The 14,822-nt window shown below is 59.9% G+C and carries 11 protein-coding genes and 1 pseudogene; 5 read left to right on the top strand and 7 right to left on the bottom strand.

Annotation, left to right across the window (positions count from 1 at the left end; genetic code table 11):
- A pseudogene (locus EXE46_RS15090) lies at positions 1-98 on the top strand (IS1595 family transposase); the annotation flags it as partial.
- Between the two features lie 153 nt (positions 99-251).
- On the opposite strand, the gene EXE46_RS15085 reads toward EXE46_RS15090, so the two are convergent.
- Positions 252-1,277 (bottom strand): site-specific integrase, encoded by a 1,026-nt coding sequence (locus EXE46_RS15085; protein ID WP_137689181.1) that lies wholly within the window; start codon positions 1,275-1,277, stop codon positions 252-254.
- A gap of 422 nt (positions 1,278-1,699) precedes the next feature.
- Complete coding sequence (locus tag EXE46_RS15080) at positions 1,700-2,113, bottom strand: transcriptional regulator (RefSeq protein WP_137689180.1); 414 nt, start codon at positions 2,111-2,113, stop codon at positions 1,700-1,702.
- 98 nt (positions 2,114-2,211) lie between these two features.
- Here EXE46_RS15080 and EXE46_RS15075 point away from each other — a divergent pair, with 98 nt between their 5' ends.
- Positions 2,212-2,832: a hypothetical protein gene (locus EXE46_RS15075; RefSeq protein ID WP_137689179.1), complete on the top strand. Its 621-nt coding sequence runs from the start codon at positions 2,212-2,214 to the stop codon at positions 2,830-2,832.
- 175 nt (positions 2,833-3,007) lie between these two features.
- Here the strand turns inward: EXE46_RS15075 and EXE46_RS15070 are convergent, their stop codons facing one another.
- The 4 genes from EXE46_RS15070 to EXE46_RS15055 form a co-directional block, all read right to left on the bottom strand.
- Positions 3,008-4,372: a restriction endonuclease gene (locus EXE46_RS15070; protein ID WP_137689178.1), complete on the bottom strand. Its 1,365-nt coding sequence runs from the start codon at positions 4,370-4,372 to the stop codon at positions 3,008-3,010.
- A 505-nt stretch (positions 4,373-4,877) separates the two neighbouring features.
- Positions 4,878-5,747: an NAD(P)-dependent oxidoreductase gene (locus EXE46_RS15065; RefSeq protein WP_137689177.1), complete on the bottom strand. Its 870-nt coding sequence runs from the start codon at positions 5,745-5,747 to the stop codon at positions 4,878-4,880.
- 296 nt (positions 5,748-6,043) lie between these two features.
- Positions 6,044-6,373: a hypothetical protein gene (locus EXE46_RS15060; protein ID WP_137689176.1), complete on the bottom strand. Its 330-nt coding sequence runs from the start codon at positions 6,371-6,373 to the stop codon at positions 6,044-6,046.
- Positions 6,374-6,743: 370 nt separating this feature from the next.
- Positions 6,744-8,234, bottom strand: coding sequence for an aldehyde dehydrogenase (locus EXE46_RS15055; RefSeq protein WP_137689175.1), 1,491 nt, complete (start codon positions 8,232-8,234; stop codon positions 6,744-6,746).
- Between the two features lie 167 nt (positions 8,235-8,401).
- On the opposite strand from EXE46_RS15055, the gene EXE46_RS15050 reads away from it, so the two are divergent.
- A complete protein-coding gene (locus EXE46_RS15050; RefSeq protein ID WP_158413954.1) occupies positions 8,402-10,147 on the top strand; it encodes a hydantoinase B/oxoprolinase family protein in 1,746 nt (581 codons plus the stop codon).
- Complete coding sequence (locus tag EXE46_RS15045) at positions 10,144-12,171, top strand: hydantoinase/oxoprolinase family protein (RefSeq protein ID WP_137689173.1); 2,028 nt, start codon at positions 10,144-10,146, stop codon at positions 12,169-12,171. The genes EXE46_RS15050 and EXE46_RS15045 overlap by 4 nt, the downstream gene beginning before the upstream one ends.
- Here the strand turns inward: EXE46_RS15045 and EXE46_RS15040 are convergent.
- A complete protein-coding gene (locus EXE46_RS15040; RefSeq protein ID WP_137689172.1) occupies positions 12,168-13,796 on the bottom strand; it encodes a thiamine pyrophosphate-binding protein in 1,629 nt (542 codons plus the stop codon). The two genes, EXE46_RS15045 and EXE46_RS15040, sit on opposite strands and share 4 nt — an antisense overlap.
- Positions 13,797-14,179: 383 nt before the next feature.
- Between EXE46_RS15040 and EXE46_RS15035 the strand changes: the two genes are divergently transcribed.
- Complete coding sequence (locus EXE46_RS15035; RefSeq protein ID WP_342765022.1) at positions 14,180-14,617, top strand: hypothetical protein; 438 nt, start codon at positions 14,180-14,182, stop codon at positions 14,615-14,617.
- Positions 14,618-14,822: the final 205 nt, after the last annotated feature.

The raw sequence follows: 14,822 nt of genomic DNA, 5'->3' as shown, positions 1-14,822 counted from the left end.
GACTCACACCATATCTCCGAGCGTTTCAGCTCCGTCGTGAAGTGTTCCGAAAACCGGGGAAAGAAGCGCTCAAAACCATCCTCGAAACTGCGCTATGACTCACCAACAATCTCCGCCACAAGAGCGTACTACTTAATCTCGTTCGATCATCTAGACTATTAGGTAAGCACTCTCCATCAACCGGCTGTCTCAAACAAGATAAGTCAGAATGGTAGGATTTCAGCAGATCAGTGGTGGATTAAATCATATTTTTACTGATGTCGAAATCCCTTTTTCAGGTGTTTCAGTCTGTTTTGACGACGTTGCTCTTTCGACCGCGCATCATAGTGTTCTTCGAGCGTGTCGGCCGAGACGGATGCCCGTTCACCAACGATTTCTTTTGGGACTCCATCGTCAAGATGTGCGGTAATCGCACCCCGTCGGATCATATGTGGTGAACGCGCGGAGGGACACGATCCTGCCTTGTCTGGGTTATTGAGATGGACGCAGGTCGATTCACTCTCACCATGAGGACAGTCCCCAAGCAAGCAAGGTTGTGTCGCACGATACACGTCCGTCCGAATAGTCGTCTTTGCAGCCCGACCGTAGTCGGTGGCAATCAACGGTTCACGGTTATGTTCGTCCTCAACATCGGGACGATTGTACTCAATGTAGTCGCTCACTGTATCCGCGAGATCGCTGTTGGCGATTGTGACGTTTCTTTCTCCTTCATCTCCGAGCTTGAGTGGTGTGTCCGTATCCGGACGGTGGGATACCGCAAGGTACGCGTCACTTCCTGAGTAATGAAAGTCACCGACGTCAAGCGCACGCAGACTGCCGGTTCGCATCGCGGTATGCCATAGCAAGCCGAAGACGATGTGACATCGACTGGCCCAGCTAAATTGAGCGAGGTGGTTGACGATAGCATTTGCACGCTCGGGCTGGATAGTGTCGTCCCGAGTTCGGTCCGACTTCGTTGTCCGTGGAATTCGAATTTTTTCGTGGAGGTCTGAATCAACGTATCCAACGCTTCCACACCACCGGATGAAGTGGCGGAAGGTCATCATGTGCTGTCGGACGGTGATTCGCGCAAGTCCAGCATCAACTCGTGCGAGCTTCCATTGCTCACAGAGCATTCCATCAAATTCTGCCATGTCGTCGACCCCTGCTTCGTCTGTCCACTCAACGAATTGCTTGAGTCTATAGCGGATGTTTTGTTGGCTCGCATCAGCGAGTTCATTACGACGCGATGTGAGGTACTGTTCAACGGCGTCTTCGGGTGGGACACACTCTGACATGATCGGTAGGAAACTCGATGTTGGTGGTGCCACGGCCGGCGCCATGTGGAGTCTGTACGCACCGAGTAGTGTCTCCCAGAAACAATATTGAGGACCCGGCTGGAACTGGGTTGGTCGTGGTGTACTGTCTTCAATGACGGCTCCTTCACACGGAGCAGGGCGACGCTCTCGTGAGCCCTGAACGAGAGTACGAGAGGCGCGCAGAGCGTCTCTAAGCGCCTCTCGATGGTTCAAATCCGCCCCAACCCATTTCTGGCGGCACACTGCGACGAGCGAGCGACGCGAGCGAGGAGCCGTGTCGCCAGAATGGATGCCGCGGATTCGAAGCAGGGAACAGAGCGGGCGCCAGCGAGCGGAGTGACTGAGGTTCGAATCCGCCCCAACCCATTTTCGCGATGTCGCGTGGGTGAAACGGTCCCTCGCTACTGTTCGGTCGAGCCGTTGTACATTCTATCGAACTCTTCTTCACCGCGGATCAGCTCGTCGACGCCGTCTGTAAGCGTCACCTCTCCAAACACGGTCGCTCGGTAGTACGTGTACGAGCCGTCTTGGCCCCGTTCGGTCCGTTGACGTTTTTCGACGAGACCCACATCAACGAGCTTGTTGAGGTGGTAGTGAAGGGTACTGTCGTCGATGTCGATCGCGTCCTCTAGTTCTTTGGGACTCATGTCTCCGCTGTGTACGAGTCGGTAGAGGATCTCGTATCTGGTACGATGCCCGACGGCGGCGTGCATCGCAAGATACTCCTCAAGACTGAGGACGCTCTCTTCCGGCAGTAGGTCTTCGGGATCTTCCGGGAACCCACCTCCGGCTGTCTCCGTGTGATTCGTCGCCATCTTGGTCTACGGTACAACGGACAGACTCTTAGGCTTTCTCAAGCCAGACTCTCTCAAAAAATACAGTTTTTAAATACTTTCGGCGGGCATGATTGCTCATGACTGCGGAGATAACGCGCGATTTGATTGCCGAACGGTTGGGTCACGTAACGTATGACCGATTTCTTTTCTACTTGATGGGCCCGTACAAATCGTTTAATCTAAACTACATTCTCAGTGAGGAGGAGCGCCAAGAAATCGACGTGGGCGACCTCCCAGGGCCGCTCCGGCAACTGTTTCAAAACAAAGAAGAGATCGACGCGGCGCAGGCACTCTTACGACGGGTACAAGGAGCACTTCGCGTCAGGCCCGGAGTGAACGCGTTTCTCGCTCTCGACGTTGACGTGGACACCGATGAGGTGGACGCAGCGACTCAGAGCATCGAATACACGCAGTGTAGCAATGCGACAGCGTTCATTTTACCGTTTCTCGGGCATAATTTCGGTGTCGGAGAAGAAGCCGGAAGTGTTCTTGAAGCGCTTTCGGAAACACACGGTGACCGACTCGTCTTCGTTCATGAGGACGATGTCACGAGTGCGATGATACGATCAGCACAGGTGCGATGGGACCTACGGGTAGCGGCATACGAGACCGAGGCAGAACTCATCTCGAAACTCCGGTTGTTCGCCGGTGGTATCATGCATCAAGAACGCCGGGGAGAACTCGACCAGTTAGATTGATGCCGAGACACGAGCGCTGGCGGCCCATCTCGCTCCCCAGCGGCCTCGGAACACAGTGACGACGAGAATGACGCCTTGCGGTATTCAGCGTGGTTCAGCCGCAAACCGAGCCAGGCGATGAAATGTGTACGGCGGTTTCGAACAGTTCTCTCCAACCCAACAGCTGGGACGTGAGTCACATCCCACCGACGCTGACGAGGAGTCCGAGTAGCAGGAGTACGGTAAGAACGAGTACACCGACGGCGAGCGGCGTGTTCTCCATCGCTTTCTCGTAGAACGGCATCGCGTCGTACTCCTCGCGGAACGCGTCCCGGTTCGCCTCGTCGTAGAAGTACTTGGTTTTGAACGCGAAGCGCTCGGTCACCGCGCACCCGGTACAGACCGGGGCCTCCTCTAAACGCCCCGTCTCGATGTGCGAGCCGCAGTTCACGCTCCCGCAGTTCGCGCAGTACGTGTACGTCGTGTCGCCCCCGTCCGTACCGCAGTGGACACAGCGGTGAATCCCGTCCTCGCTCGTCACCCGCGACGGCCCCGCGGCGAAGTACTCGTACGGGTACGTGTACTCGCCGAGGTCGATCGTGTGCCGCACCTGTGGAACGTACACCGGCTCGACAGACTGGACTGAGACGTCCGAGCGCTTCGGCTCGCACGTCTTCGTGTACGTGACGTTGTTGTCCCCCGTGTACGACACCGTCGTCGTGTGCTGCTCTCTAAGCCGGTCTACGGCCCAGTCCTTGTACTCGGTCTGCGTCTGCCCGAACCGTCGCTCTTCAACGGCGTCGTACCGCTTCCCGAACGCCTCCGCGTCGAGCTCGACGGTCGCGTGAAGGTTCTCCAGCACGAGGGTCGAGACGTCACCGGACACCGTTTGCGGGCGGCCGCGATCCGCGTGAACGGCGAATCGTGACCGGTCGTTGACCCGGTGGACCACGCCGACCGACGTCTCGAACACCGCGTTCGTGTCCGCGGTTACGGCGACCACCGGTCGGAACGTGACTTGCGAATGCGGCGCGGGGAGATCCGCCGCCTCGATGTTGTCGATGTCTCGGAACGCTTCCGCGACCGGTGCCGCTACCGACGTCGCCGGGTCATGCGGGCGCAGCGTCTCGTCACACAGGATCTCGATCCGGCCGTTGTACAGGTCCAGTCCGACCTCGTCAGCGATCTCGCGCAGATCCTCGCCGTCGATCAGCTCGATCGGGTACGGGTCACCGTTTCGTTCGAGGCGTTCGGCGTACTCGACGGCCGGACCGGTGAACCGGCCGGTCGTCGCCACAATCCCGCGTTTCGGCCCGTCGAACTCGAACGTCGCAATCGCCGAGTGGAGCTTCTGAACGACCGGCCGACCCACCGTCCCCGTGTGCTTACACTCGACGACGACCGCCCGGCGCGTCCCGTCGACGACCTCCTCCATGAGGACGTCCCGCCCCTCGTCGGCCGTCCGTTCCGCCTGCCGAACGTTCTCGTACCCGAGGGTCCGGAACACGTCCTCCATCACGTCCTCGAACTCGAATCCGGAGAGATCATCGAGGACAGGCATCGAACGTATCTCTACCGTGTCAGTCGCTCGGTAAAGATTCTATTGGCGAGCACAAGTGCCAAGCGTGTGAGCGTCGCAGCCCGGAAGAAGGTGGGTTGGCAGAACTCCACGTCCATCATATCGAACGCGATCCGGAGAGTCAATTCCCAACTGACCGGCAAGCCCGTCTCCATAGCCTTTCTCGTGCTCTTTGAGCTTTGCTTCTGTCGGCTCCCTAGGTCTTGAAAGTTCCCGAATGGCCATGCTGAGCATTATTATTCGAACTCGCAAGATGATGTCGGTGAATTGTTCACTGGTTATTTACGATGATGTACTCGTTGGCTTCGACCGTGTGTTCGACGCGCTTTTTGATATTGACCGCCGGCTACGTTCTACTCTGAGTGATCTGTCGATTCGGTTCCCGTAGCCTGAGGGAGTCCGTCACAGTCGGTTGTCTACTGAATTTCGCAGGAGCTGCCGACAGTGCCTTGGTATATATAGACTAACGGTGCCAGGAAATTGCTCGTTACTCGGGAGGCGCGTCCCACTCTGCGCCGTTGTCTTGGGGCGTGTATCCGAGGATGTCTCGTGTGTGCGAGAGATCGACCCAGGTACCGTCATTGCCGCTGACACCCCAGAAGACGTCGAAGCCGGGGTCATCGTGTTGGAGGAGGTGGTCGGTGAGTTGGCCGAGGTCGCGGTGTGAGAGCCACGTACACTTCAGCCGGTCAGCCATGTGGTTGTACTCGTCGCTGTCGCGCTCCCACCAGCCTTCGTCGACGCCCATTTCGGCGAGCCCGTACGGGTGGTCGTACTCATCGCCGAGGACGGTTTTGATGCGGAGCGCGTAGAAACTCGTGGGGTACGCTCGCGTGTTGGTCACGTACGTCGGGTGGAGGTCGCCGAGCGGGTTCTCCTGACTCTCGACGAAGAGACGCCCGGCCGCCTCGCCGAAGACTTTGGAGAGGCCATAGAAGGAGTCTGGTCGGACAGGGTGTTCGTGCGTGACCGTGAGATCGTAGTCCGGGTCGTAGATGTCCGGTGAGAGTTCGATTTCGTACATGCCCACGGTGTGGATTGATGACGCGAAAATGAACTTCTCCACCTCGGCTTCCGCTGCTGCTTGTAACACGTTGTACGTGCCGATAATGTTGGTTTGAAGGATTTCTTCCCACGATCCGCTGAGGTCAACGGCGGCAGCGAGGTGAATGACGGCATCAATGTCGTCGAAGTGGCCGCGAAGGTCGTCTAAGTCTGTGATGTCTGCGACAACTGTGTCGCGGTCGGGGTGGTCTTCGACGTCGAGACACGTGAATTCGTACTCGTCTGTGTCTCCGAGTTGGTCGATGATCGCGCTGCCGACTGTGCCATTCGCCCCCGTGATAAGTACACGCATAGACGATAGAGGGGAAACCATTATGAAATACCTTTGGACGGCGGAGTGACTCCCGACAGCGCGACGAAGTACTTCGGTCCCGTCGTTGGTCAGCCAGCAATTGTACTGGTCTGTCGCTAACGTCAACTCTGAGTCTCTATGATGTTGCCAAAGAAGCTATCACTTAGTACGGCAGCACTCACTCGGTCCCCGCCATAATCAAGCCGATATCGGGAAGCCTGTATCGACTTGGATAACCACTGGAAAAGCGTGAGAATACCATATCGTCATGGTAGCTACACGACGGTACTCAACAGTTAGCTCAATATTGTGGTCTGGAGAAAGAACTCGATCATCATCAAGAGAATCGGGAGAATTATCGACCCGATCAACCGGGCGATGATAGACGCTCGGAGCGGATACAACCGGACCTGTTGATACGTCTGATACTCATTCCTGAGTCGGGTGAGCTTCTGTTCGGTGACGGGATCCGTTTCGGCGAGATCCGCACCCGCTCGTGGTTCACCAGCCGTCCGCTTCAGCTCCTCATATTGATCCCGTATGTTCTCAAGGATCCGCTGACGTATCTCGTTGGCTCGTTGACTGATCTTGACTGTCGGGTAGAGAAACGATAGATTCTCAGCCATTTTTCCACTGTGGACTCCCGCCCGTCGAATTTGGACCTCTTCAGTGAGATTTACGAACACGTCGCGGCGTCGGACCTGCTCTTCTGAATTTGTCGTCCCCCTACCCGTGCCAACGGCGATCGGTGTAAAATGGGTGAGCCTTAGGGACGGGGTGAAACTAAGAGTGGTACCGTAGCGAGTGCTGGTGGGCGAGCGCCGATACGGTGTCCTCGACATCCCCGAAAAGAGTCTCGAAAAGCAAGACGACCAGGTGAGCGAGCGCCAGCGGGTGCGCACCGCTACGACTTCATCCGAGACAACTAGAAATTCGACACAACCGGTGGGAAGCGCGGGTATGACGCTATTGACCCTCAGGAAGATCTCTCCCGTGTTACCCGAGTTTAAACGGGTCTTTGACTTCGCCGGCGAGGTCGACCCAGACGCTTTTTGTCTGTAGGTATTCCTCTAGGCCTTCGTGTCCGTTTTCGCGGCCGAGCCCGCTATCTTTGTACCCACCGAACGGGGAGTTGTAGGTGAGTGTGCGGTACTCGTTGATCCAGATGGTCCCGGCTTCGATCGCGTCGGCGATACGGTGAGCTTTCCGGAAGTTTTCGGTCCAGATACCTGCGGCGAGTCCGAAGTCGGTGTCGTTCGCGCGTTCGATGAGGTCATCCTCGTCGCTGAAGGTGAGCACGCTTGCGATGGGGCCGAAGATCTCCTCTTGCGCGACGGTCATGTTGTTTTCCACGTCGGTGAGGATGGTCGGTTCGAGGAAACACTGCCCGGGGAGGTCGTCGGGTTGTTCACCGCCGAACTGGAGAGTTGCGCCTTCTTCCAGTGCGGTCCGGATGTAGTCACGGTCGGTTTCCCACTGTTCGCGGAATGCGACCGGTCCCATTTCGGTCTCAGGGTCGCGCGGGTCGCCGAGGGTGATGTCGCTGGCGCGGTCAGTGAACCGGTCAATGAACTCGTCAGTGATGTCCTCATGGAGGAACACGCGCGATCCTGCGAGGCAAGTTTGTCCGGTCGCGGCGAAGATGCCTTTGATGACGCCGTTGATTGCGTTGTCAAGGTTTGCGTCGTCGAAAACGATGTTCGGGCTCTTCCCGCCGAGTTCGAGGGAGGCAGGGATGAGGTTCTCGCCGGCGGTCTTCCCAATGTGACGGCCGACGCTGGTGCTACCGGTGAAGGAGACTTTGTCGATGTCTTCGTGATCGATGAGCGCGTCGCCGACGGTGCTGCCGCTGCCGGTGATGACGTTGTAGACGCCGTCGGGGAGGCCGGCTTCGTCACTGAGAAGTTCGGCGAGGCGTAACGCGCTCACGGGAGTTTGCGTGCTGGGTTTGTGGACGAACGTACACCCGGCGGCGAGCGCGGGGGCGAGTTTGAACGCCGTGAGGAGAAGCGGGGAGTTCCACGGGGTGATGGCGCCGACGACGCCGTACGGTTCCTCGACGACGTAGTTGAACATCTCACCGTCTTTGCTTTCGACGGGGATGGTGTCGCCGTCGCGGGTCTCGCATTCACTGGCGTAGTAGCGGAACCAGTCGCCGAGCGAGTTCATTTGCCCGCTCATCTCACGGATGAGCTTCCCGTTCTGTCGGGTTTCGAGTTCCGCGAGCTCGTTTGCGTGGTCGTCGATGACCGCGGCGACGTCTCTGATCAGTGCGGCGCGGTCGCTCGGTTGGAGGCCGGCCCAGTTGTCTCGTTCGAAGGCGTCTCGTGCGGCGGTGACGGCACGGTCGACGTCATCTGGGGTTCCGAGGGGGACGGTCGCCCATGTGTCGCCGTTGTACGGGAATGTGACTTCGGCGCGGTCATCGCTTTCTGAGGGGGCGAACTCGCCGTCGATGAACTGGTCGTATTTTTCGATGTCTGGCATACAGACACGTGATAACAAACCACATTAACTTTTTCTGCGACGGGATTGGCGGCGAACGCCGTGGACATCTGGGCGAGCGGACTGGTTCAAACTGCGATAGAGGAGTTGTTGATCGGTGTAAGTCAGTCACCCACACGTTTATTCCGTCTGGTATGAGTGGCAGTGGTATGGTAGATACTGGCGATCTTGAGATTTTCAGACACTCGCTGAAGAGTGTCGTTGAAGAGATGGGGGTGACGCTTCAACGAACCGCCTACTCGACGAACATTAAGATCCGTCGTGACCACACGTGTGCGTTGTTCGACGCCGACCTCAGGCATATTGCGCAACACGACATCGCGCCGCAACACATCGGGTCGCTTGTTTCTGTCGTCCCACGGAACGTTCCTGAGTGGGAAGACGACCTCGAACCGGGCGACGGTATTCTCATCAACGACCCGTACAAGGGCGCAGTTCACCTGCCGGACGTGATGCTGATCTCGCCGTTGTTCCACGACGACGAGATCATCGGCTACGCCGCGAATTCGGCGCATCACGTCGATATCGGTGGGGGTACACCTGGCGGGATTCCGAACGACAGCACGGAGCTCTACGGGGAGGGATTGATCATTCCCGGCGTTCACGCGGTGGAAGACTGGGAGTACGACGAGGACAAGCTCTCGTTCATTCTGCGGAACGTCCGGGAGTCGAAGATGCGTCGCGGCGATTATCAGGCACAACTCGGGGCGAACCGGATCGGTGAACAGCGGTTCGCAGAACTTCACGAGGAGAATGGCCGTGAGAACGTCGAGACCTACTTGGATGAGCTGCTTGACTACACGGAACGCCGTGTTCGCGCGGCTGTTGAGGAACTCCCGGATGGGGAGTATTCGGCGAGCGATGAGATGGACGGTGACGGGATCGTTGACGAGCCCGTGACGCTCGTGCTCACGCTGACGGTCGATGGTGACGAGATGACGATCGACTTCACCGGGACCGCGGCGGAAAACGAGGGGCCGTTGAACTGTACGCCCGCGATGGCGTTCGCGGGGACGATGGCGGTTATCATGGCGTTCATCGGTGAGGACCTCCCGAAGAACGACGGGTTCTACCGACCGTTCGAGACGATCACTCCGGAGGGAACGATGGTGAACCCCTCGTACAACCGCCCGGTGGCTGGCGGGTGGGAGATCCCGATGCGTGCGGGTGATCTCGTGACGAAGGCGCTCGCGGACGCAGTCCCGGAACAGACCATCGCTGCGACGAAAGGGATGGTGTGTAACGTCGCGTACGGCGGGACCGATCCGCGTGACGGCGACGATTACGTGTACTACGAGACTGTTGCGGGAGGCTACGGCGGACGCATGGAGAAAGACGGGATGGACGCAGTACAGACGCACTTCCAGAACACAGCGAACAGCCCGATCGAGGAACTTGAAGACGAACTGCCCGTGTACGTTCGGCGGTACGAACTGATTCAGGACTCGGAGGGTGCGGGGCGGCAGCGCGGGGGTCTCGGCGTCCGTCGTGACCTCCAGTTTTATGATCACGAGGCGTCGTTTTCGCTGCTTACTGACCGGACGCGTTCCAAGCCGTGGGGTGTCTTCGGCGGGCACGCAGCTCGACCGTCTCGGTTCTATCGTAATCCGGGGACGGCGGATGAGGCGGTGTTGGCGTCGAAGTCGACGACTAAGCTCGCTGCTGACGATGTTGCGAGCGTTCAGACACCCGGCGGTGGCGGGTACGGGGACCCGTTGGAGCGGGCTCCCGGTGACGTCCTCGATGACGTCCTCGACGAGAAGGTCTCGCGGGAGAAAGCCCGTGAGGAGTACGGCGTCGTCATCGAAGACGGTCGTGTCGATGAGGAGGCGACTGTTGAGCGGCGTCAAGAACTTCGTGACACCGCTGCGGGTACCACGGGTGAGAACGCGTGAGCGTACGCATCGGTGTCGACACCGGTGGTACGTTCACCGACGTTGTACTCTACGATGTGGACGCGAACGAAGTGTACATCACAAAGACGCCGTCCACGCCTCCGGACTTCGACCGCGGTGTGTTGAACGGGATCGACAAGATCCTGGAGGAAACCGACACGAGTCCGGGCCGCGTCGAGTTCCTGAGTCACGGGACGACGGTCGGGACAAACGCCGTCCTAGAAAACGAGATCCCGGACCTCGGGCTGATTACGAACGAGGGGTTGCGTGACGTCTTAGAGATCGGAGACCAGACCCGCCCGGAACTCTACAATCTTCAGGCGGACAAACCACCTGCGCTGGTGGACAGGAGGCACCGGCTCGGTGTCCCGGGGCGTATCGACTCGAAGGGAGACGTTGTCGATGAGCTTGACGAGGATGCTGTTCGTGCGGCGGTTAGCGAGCTCGCTGAGTCGGGTGTCGATTCGGTCATTGTGTCGATGTTGTTCTCCTACTTGAACGACGACCATGAGCGGCGGGTCGGCGAACTCATCGCAGAGGAAACCGACCTGAGTTACGCGCTTTCCTCCGCCGTCTACCCGGAGACGCGTGAGTACGATCGGACCGTCACCACGGTGTTGAACGAGGCGGTGAAGGTCACGGTTCAGGATTACTTCCGTCGGCTGGACGCCGGGATCGCGGAGCGTGGGATCGATGTGCCGCTGAACGTGATGCACTCCGGCGGCGGGATCTTCGGAACGGACCAGGCGACGGATTTCGCGCTTCGGACTGTTCTGTCCGGGCCGGCCGCGGGAGCCGTTGCGTGCCGTGACGTGAGTCGGACGGAGGAGCTTGAACACGCTATCGGGCTCGACATGGGCGGGACGAGCGCGGACGTGAGCGTCGTCGAGGATGGTGACCTCGTTCGATCCACGGAGGGTGAGATCAACGATCTGCCGATCAACACTCCGCTCGTCGACATCAACACCGTGGGTGCGGGTGGTGGGAGTATCGCGTGGATCGACGCTGCCGGCGGGCTTCGCGTCGGGCCGAAGTCCGCCGGCGCGGACCCCGGGCCGATCTGTTACGGGCGCGGTGGGACGGAGCCGACGGTGACGGACGCGAACCTTGTGCTTGGTCGTATCGATCCGAGCGCCTTCCTCGACGGTGACATGCGACCGGCCATCGAGAAGGCGAGGGAAGTGTTCGGTGAGGAGATCGCGGAACCGCTGGGGCTCAGTCTTGAGGAGGCGGCGATGAACGTGGTCAAGGTCGCAAACGCGAAGATGGCCCGTGAGCTGCGTCGCGTCACCGTCGAACGCGGCCGGGATCCCGGTGAGTTTTCGCTCGTCGCGTTTGGTGGGGCCGGGCCGCTTCAGGCTGCTGAAGTCGCCGAGAATATGGACATGGATTCGGTCGTGATTCCCCGGAGTCCGGGCGTGTTCTCGGCGCGTGGTCTCCTGCTCGCGGACGTTCGGATGGACGAGTCTCGGGCGTACACCGGTGATGGGCTCGACGCTCAACGGGCCGGCGTCGAGTTCGACGCGCTCGAAGACTCGCTCACCGACCGGTTCATCGAACAGGGATTCGACGCTGAGGACGTGCTGGTGACCCGGCAACTCGACGTTCGGTATGCGGGGCAAGCGTACGAACTGACGGTGCCGCTGCCCGGAGAGACGTTCACTGCGGCGAACTTCGAGGCGGGGATCGAGCGGTTCCACGACCAGCACCGCCAACTCTACGGGTACGCGATGCGGGACGAACCGGTTGAAATCGTCACACTCCGCGTCGCGGGGACAGTCGAGACGCTACCCGTGGAGGACGAGGTGTCCGTTACGGGCGGCGAACAGGTCCGACGTGAACGCGAGGTGTACTTCGCAGATCGAGGGTTCGTGACGACGCCGGTAATCGACCGGCAAACGCTTGCGGTCGGTGCGACGGTCGATGGACCCGCGATCCTCGAAGAACCGGGGTGTACGAGTCTCCTACCGCCGGAAATTACGGCAGAGGTGTCTTCGGACGGGAACCTCCGTATCGACCTCTAGTACGGCGGGAATCCGGGCCGCGCGATATCCGGATTCGTGCGCACGTCGAGAACGAGCGGTACGTCGGGCTTGTCGTCCAGGAACTCGTCGAGAACGTCCAGATCGTCTGTCGATCGTATCGTTGCGGCGTGTGCGCCGAGACCGCGAGCGACCTGCTCGAACTCGGGGCTCTCGTAGTCGGCAGCGGTCGCACGATCGAATTCGAGGTGCTGGCGGTGACGGATGATCCCGTAGCTCTCGTCGTTCAAGACGACGAAGACGACCGGAAGACGGAGTCGAACCGCGGTCTCGACGTCCTGAACGACTTGCATGAACGCGCCGTCGCCCATGTAGCAGACGACGTCGCGGTCGCGGTCGGCGTACTGCGCGCCGAGCGCTGCGGGGAGCGCGTACCCCATCGTTCCGAAGTTCCCGTTCACGAGCATCTGGCCGCCGGCGTCGAGTTCGTGAAAGACCGCCGGGAACCCCGTGTTGTTTCCGGAGTCGACGGCGACGACGGCGTCGCCGGCGGTACGGTCGGAGACGGCGAGCGTGAGCGCCCGCGGGTCCACGTACGGTCCGTTCGACTGCTCTTCGAACGGGATGACGTGACCCGTGTCCGCGATGGTGTCTTTGACTCTCTCGACGCGTTCTGGGTTCGCCTCGATGCGGTCTTCGAGTGCGGCGACGGTCGCTCGCGCGTCTCCGAGCACCCCGACCGTGGGGTCACGGTAGCGTCCGAGAGCGTCGGACGACGTGTCGATCTGTACGATGGCAGCGTCCTCGTAGAGAGCCCCGTAGCGAGTGGATTTCCCCGAGAGCTGCGCACCGACGGTGAGGACCGCGTCGGCGTCTGGGAGTAACGCGTCGTTGGCGGGCGTCATGAACGTGCCCGCGATCCCCGAGTGAAGCGGGTGATCGTGGTCGAAGAGCCCTTTGGCGAAGTACGTCGTGGCGATGGGTGCGCCGAGTCGTTCTGCGAGTGCGGTGATGGCGTCAGCGGCGTCGGACGCGCGAGCGCCACCGCCAGCGAGGATGACGGGGTGGGCTGCCGCGTCGAGAATGTCGGCCGCGGCGACGACCGTTTCGGGGTCGGCGTGGATGCGTTGGGCCGTGGACGACCGTGGATTGTAGGCCTCGTCGGGGACGGGGTTTTCTTGGATGTCTCCGGGGAGTTCGACGATGGCGGGACCGCGTTTGGTCCGGGCTTTTGAGAACGCGCGACGGAGGGTTTCACCGATCGTGTCCAACGTCTCCGCGCGCGTCTGGTAGACGGATATCGGGTCGGTGAACGTGACGTGGTCGAGATACTGGAGAGATGTTTCCCGGCCGCTGAATCCAGTGTCGCCGACGAGCACGACGAGCGGGACGTTATCGCGGTCCGCGGCGGCGATTCCGGTCGCGCCGTTCGTCACACCCGGACCGTGCGTGAGTGTACAGACGCCGACTCCGCCGGTGGTGCGGGCGTAGCCGTCCGCCATGGAGACGGCGACTTGCTCGTGACGCGCGTACTGGAACGCGATGTCGTGGTCGTTCGTCGCGTCGATGAGGTGTGCGTTTCCTTCTCCGATGAGGCCGAAAAGCGTCGTGACGCCTTCGGCGTCCAGTGCGTCGAGTACGAACGTGCTTCCAGTCATCTCAGTCATTGTGGTGTTGGCTCCGGTAGTACGGCCCCGTTTCGCTGAGAGAAACGACAGAGTGTGGTGATATAAGCGTTGTTCAGCCGCGAACCGAGTGTATCAGGGCAGGTGGACCGTTCAGCCGTCTTCGACCGCGCCATCGCCTTGCCCCAAGTTTGAAGATAGCTTCGGCGAACGTCGCGTTATGCGAGTGACCACATACCACGGGGGTTATCCACACTGTTCTGTGAGCGACGCGTCGATTTCTGAGATCGACGGTTCGACGACACTGGCGAGTGATTCGTCGATGATTCAAGAGGGTCATTTCGTCGATGACGTGGAGTGAGGACGCTGCGGAGGCATTAGCAGACGCCGGAGTCGATCTGATCGCGTATCTGCCCGACTCGAAGATGGACGCGCTTATCGGTGAGGTGGTCGAGGACAGCCGGTTCGAGACCGTGCTGGTGAGCCGTGAAGAGGAGGCTGTCGGGGTCCTCGTGGGCGCGTGGGTCGGTGGCGACCGCGGGGCGCTGCTCTGTCAGTCGAGCGGGCTTGCGAATACGTTCAACGCCATCGGGTCGCTCAGCGTCCCGGCACGCGTCCCCTTCCTCGGTGTCGTGACGCGCCGCGGCAACCTCGGTGAGTTCAACATCGCGCAGGTGCCCGCGGGGTACAACATGGACAAACTCCTCGACGATGTTGGCGTTCGCAACACTGTCGTGACTGATCCGGAGGGAGTTCGAGAAACGGTGACGCTCGCCGGAGAGACAGCGTTCGCCACGCAGTCTCCGTACGTCGTACTGCTGGACCAGACCGTCACCGGGCGAAAGCCGGAGGCTACAGAATGACAGACGATCGTGCGGATCAATACGTTTGTACGGAGTCTATCCTCGACATCACACCGGACGCGGCCGTCGTGTCGAACCTCAGTACTTCACAAAGCCGCTTAGTTAGAACGTCTGCTTGCTGAAGGTGTGTCTAAAACCAAGCAAGCAGACGGTGTGATTCACGAGGACCAGCTTCTTAACTTTCTCGTCAACCGCCTTGACGAGG

The sequence above is a fragment of the Halorubrum sp. GN11_10-6_MGM genome, assembly GCF_005435165.1.
GTDB lineage: Archaea > Halobacteriota > Halobacteria > Halobacteriales > Haloferacaceae > Halorubrum.
The sequence above is the reverse complement of the archived record's forward strand: the minus strand, read 5'-3'. Positions and strand labels throughout refer to the sequence as shown.

Coding starts and splice junctions, on each gene's coding strand:
- EXE46_RS15080 (WP_137689180.1), bottom strand. CDS start 2,113: ATGGCGACGAATCACACGGAGACAGCCGGAGGTGGGTTCCCGGAAGAT.
- EXE46_RS15040 (WP_137689172.1), bottom strand. CDS start 13,796: ATGACTGAGATGACTGGAAGCACGTTCGTACTCGACGCACTGGACGCC.
- EXE46_RS15055 (WP_137689175.1), bottom strand. CDS start 8,234: ATGCCAGACATCGAAAAATACGACCAGTTCATCGACGGCGAGTTCGCC.
- EXE46_RS15035 (WP_342765022.1), top strand. CDS start 14,180: ATGGACGCGCTTATCGGTGAGGTGGTCGAGGACAGCCGGTTCGAGACC.
- EXE46_RS15065 (WP_137689177.1), bottom strand. CDS start 5,747: ATGCGTGTACTTATCACGGGGGCGAATGGCACAGTCGGCAGCGCGATC.
- EXE46_RS15060 (WP_137689176.1), bottom strand. CDS start 6,373: ATGGCTGAGAATCTATCGTTTCTCTACCCGACAGTCAAGATCAGTCAA.
- EXE46_RS15070 (WP_137689178.1), bottom strand. CDS start 4,372: ATGCCTGTCCTCGATGATCTCTCCGGATTCGAGTTCGAGGACGTGATG.
- EXE46_RS15075 (WP_137689179.1), top strand. CDS start 2,212: ATGACTGCGGAGATAACGCGCGATTTGATTGCCGAACGGTTGGGTCAC.
- EXE46_RS15050 (WP_158413954.1), top strand. CDS start 8,402: ATGGTAGATACTGGCGATCTTGAGATTTTCAGACACTCGCTGAAGAGT.
- EXE46_RS15085 (WP_137689181.1), bottom strand. CDS start 1,277: ATGTCAGAGTGTGTCCCACCCGAAGACGCCGTTGAACAGTACCTCACA.